This window comes from Streptomyces sp. MB09-02B (assembly GCF_033794485.1).
Taxonomy (GTDB): Bacteria; Actinomycetota; Actinomycetes; order Streptomycetales; family Streptomycetaceae; genus Streptomyces.
Window position 1 is genome coordinate 1 of record NZ_JARGEE010000667.1, and the last position, 3,206, is coordinate 3,206.

General features: G+C 72.8%; 5 protein-coding genes. All 5 read left to right on the top strand.

Annotated features, from left to right (window positions below; all coding sequences use genetic code 11):
* Positions 1 to 21 precede the first annotated feature (21 nt).
* Positions 22 to 291 carry a Trm112 family protein gene (locus tag P1P70_RS42530; protein WP_319247566.1) on the top strand — a complete coding sequence of 90 codons (270 nt, stop codon included), beginning with the start codon at positions 22 to 24 and terminating at the stop codon, positions 289 to 291.
* The gene (locus P1P70_RS42535) at positions 288 to 1,127 is read left to right on the top strand and encodes an FkbM family methyltransferase (protein WP_319247558.1); all 840 of its coding nucleotides are present in this window, start codon (positions 288 to 290) and stop codon (positions 1,125 to 1,127) included. Before P1P70_RS42530 ends, P1P70_RS42535 begins: the two co-directional genes overlap by 4 nt.
* Entirely contained in the window at positions 1,087 to 1,692 is a 606-nt protein-coding gene (locus tag P1P70_RS42540) for a hypothetical protein (RefSeq protein WP_413471672.1), read from the top strand. The genes P1P70_RS42535 and P1P70_RS42540 overlap by 41 nt, the downstream gene beginning before the upstream one ends.
* 169 nt (positions 1,693 to 1,861) lie before the next feature.
* The gene (locus P1P70_RS42545) at positions 1,862 to 2,782 is read left to right on the top strand and encodes an MEDS domain-containing protein (RefSeq protein WP_319247562.1); all 921 of its coding nucleotides are present in this window, start codon (positions 1,862 to 1,864) and stop codon (positions 2,780 to 2,782) included.
* A complete protein-coding gene (locus tag P1P70_RS42550) occupies positions 2,779 to 3,183 on the top strand; it encodes an ATP-binding protein (RefSeq protein ID WP_319247564.1) in 405 nt (134 codons plus the stop codon). Before P1P70_RS42545 ends, P1P70_RS42550 begins: the two co-directional genes overlap by 4 nt.
* The last annotated feature ends 23 nt before the right edge of the window (positions 3,184 to 3,206 follow it).

Consider the following 3,206-nt stretch of genomic DNA (forward strand, 5'->3'; position numbering starts at 1 on the left):
CGCCAAGGAGTTGACCCCACCTTGAACCCCGACGACCCGTTGCTCCAGATCCTGGCGTGCCCGCTGGACAAGGGGCCGCTGCATCTGGTGGTCCACAAGGAGGACCGCCCCGGCGGCTCCGGTGCCGACGCCGAGGCCTCCCGGGCGCCGGAGTCGCTCTACAACCCCCGGCTGCACCGCCGTTACCCGATCGTCGACGGCATTCCACAGCTGCTGCCGTCGTCGGGCGAGCAGGTCACGGAGGACGAACACGCCAGACTCACCGAGCTGTTGAGGGGGTCGGAGGCATGACCACACTCGCCGCGCGGCTCGCGCCGCTGCTGCCGGAGCGGGCGGTCGCCGCGACCGCCCGGTTCGTGTACCCGCGCTTCGAGCCGGAGCTTGCCCGGCTGGACGAGCTGTGCCCGCCGGGGTGCGGCACGGCCGTGGACGTCGGCGGCTGGTACGGCCCCTGGACGCGCCGGCTGGCGGCACGCGCCGGGCGGGTGGTGACCGTGGAGCCGGTGCCCCGGCTGGCCCGGCTGCTCGTCTCGACGGCCCCCCGCAACGTCCGTGTCGTCCAGGCCGCCGCCTCGGACCACCCGGGCACGGCCCGCCTCTGGCTGCCGCCGGGCGACGACGGGGGGCGCGGGGTGTCGTCCCTGGTCCGCCGGGACATCCACGGCCGCGCGCTGGACGTCCGCTGTGTGACCCTGGACGGCCTCGGTCTGACCGATGTCGGCTTCGTAAAGATCGACGTCGACGGCAACGAACTGGCCGTCCTGCGCGGCGCGTCCGGCATCCTCGTCCGGGACCGTCCGGCGCTCTTCATCGAGCTGGAAGCCCGTATCCAGCCGATCGCCCCGGTCGTCGACCTGCTCGCCGGCCTCGGTTACGCCGGCTGGGTCCTGCCCGCGAAGACCTGGCGGCTGCTGGACCCGGCCACCCTGGAGGCCCACCAGGCGCGTACGTCGCACCTGGCGTCCAAGGGGCTGCTCCGGCGGGTCCTGCCGTTCTCCGGGCCCCGGTACGTCAACTCGGTGCTGTTCCTGCCGGACGGGCGCCGCCCGGGTGAGCCGCCCGCCGCGTCCGGCGCCGTACGCGACCATGGAGGGCATGTCCTCCGCGAAGCGCCCCGGGCCGGATAGGCCCTCCGGTCCGTTCACCCCGCTCGACTTCCAGCTCGTGCTGCTGCGCCGGATGGCCGACCACAATCCGGAGCTCGTCGAGGACGCCCGGCGTGAGCTGGGCGTCTCGATCGGAGAGATGCGGGAGTCGAACAGGCGGTGGCAGGCGATGGTGCGCTCGCCCCGGGCCCGGGGTTCGGCGTCCCGGTACCGGTCGGTCCTGGGCGCGCCCGAGTCCGTGACGCGGCGCCGCATCGGCGACCTGGACTGTGAGGCGTGGCTGTGGCCGGTGCCGCTGTGGGACGACCTCCGTTTCGAGGCGCTGCTGGCGCCGAACGGGGCGGTGTGGAACGAGTGGCTGGTGCGCGCACCGGGCGCGGCCGGGCCCGAGTTGCGCGCCCTTGAGGATCTGACCCCGTGGTCCTGCACGGTGGACGAGGTGGCACGGGCGTTCGCGCCGGCCCGGCCGTTGGAGGGGACGGCGCCCACCCGGTGGGGGCTGCGGTTCGTCGCGCCGGACGGGGACGGGGTGCGCCGTGAGTGTGTCGCGGAGTTCACGTGGGGGTTGTTGCAAAGGGTGACCTAAGCGGCAAGCGCCGGTCACCCCCGGTCAGGTGGCGCGCACTCTCGATCGGACTTCTCTCCGACCCGCCCCGAAATGCTCTCAAGCAGAAGATTGGCGATCATCGGGCCGTAGGGGACGCCGGTGGGCCTACTGTCCGTGCAGAGTTCTGATCCTCACGGGAGGCGCCCCCATGACGACCCAGCACCCCGCGGAGCGAACCGTGCCCGTCGAGCGGCTGCGGCTGGGCGATCACGCGTGCATGGGACCGAGGGGCCCGGAGCGGGCCGACGAGTCGCCGTGGAAGGTCTTCACCGCGTACACCCGGACGAGTCTGGCGCGCGGCGAGAAGGTCATGCTGGTCATGGACCCGGACGATCTGAGCGACGACGAGGTGGTCGCGCTGCTGGACCGGGGCAGCGGGCAGGTTGTGGCGGCCCTGGACGACGGCCAGCTGTCGGTCAGGCGCAACACGGAGATCTACGTGCCCGACGGCCGCTTCCAGGAGCGACGCACGATCGACACCTACGCCGCCGAGGTCGACCGCGCCTGCGACGAGGGCTGGGCGGGGCTGCGGGTCACCGCCGACATGTCCTGGGCGCCCCGGGTCAACCTCGGCCACGACCGGCTGCTCGACTACGAGGCATCGGTGGCGCCGCTCTTCGCGGACCCGCTGTTCACCGCGATCTGCTGGTACGACCGTCAGCGCTTCGACGACGACATGACCTCCCGCGTCGGCAAGGTCCATCCGCTGCGGGTCATGGAACGCCTGGACTCCCTGGAGGTCACCGGCACCCCGGACGGCGGCCGGATGGCCGGCACCGCCGAGCTGAGCACCCGCAGCGAGTTCGTCGAGGCGCTGCGCGAGGCGCTGGAACACCGTGACGACTCGGGGCCCAGTCACTTCGTCCTCGACCTCCGTGACCTGTGCTTCATGGAGGCCCACTGCGCCTGGCAGCTGATCAGCCTCGCCGCCTCGCTCCCGGCCGGCAGCGAGGTCACCGTGCGCTGCGGCGAACTGCTGGGGCTGGTGCTGGAGCAACTGGGCGCCGACGAGGTGCCCCAGCTCGTGGTGCGTGTGGAGGGCGAAGGGGACGAGGGGGACGCCGGGTGAGTACAGGGCTGAGGCTGCGGATGGAGTTCGGCGGTCCCGATCTCCCCCTGGTGCGCGCCCTGGTGGAGGAGGCGGCACTGCGTGCCCGTCTCCCCGCCTCCGCCAGGGGCGCCTTCGGACAGGCCGCGGTGGAGTTCGCCACGGACGCCGCCGGACGGGGTGCCGACCCGGGAGTCGTGGAACTGCGCGTGGTGGAACTGCGCGTGGGGGAGGGAGAGTTGCGTTGCGAGGTGACGTACGGCGTTTGCGTCCCCTCGGTGTTCGCGCCCGAGGGGCACGGCCTCGGCCCACGCCTCGCGGAGGCCCTGATCGCCGGTATCGGCGCTCCCGCCCGGATCGACGTCCGCGACACGCCCCGCGGCACGACGGTCACCCTGTCCGCCCCCCTACCCCGGCTCTAATAACCCATCCCAAGACCACAAAA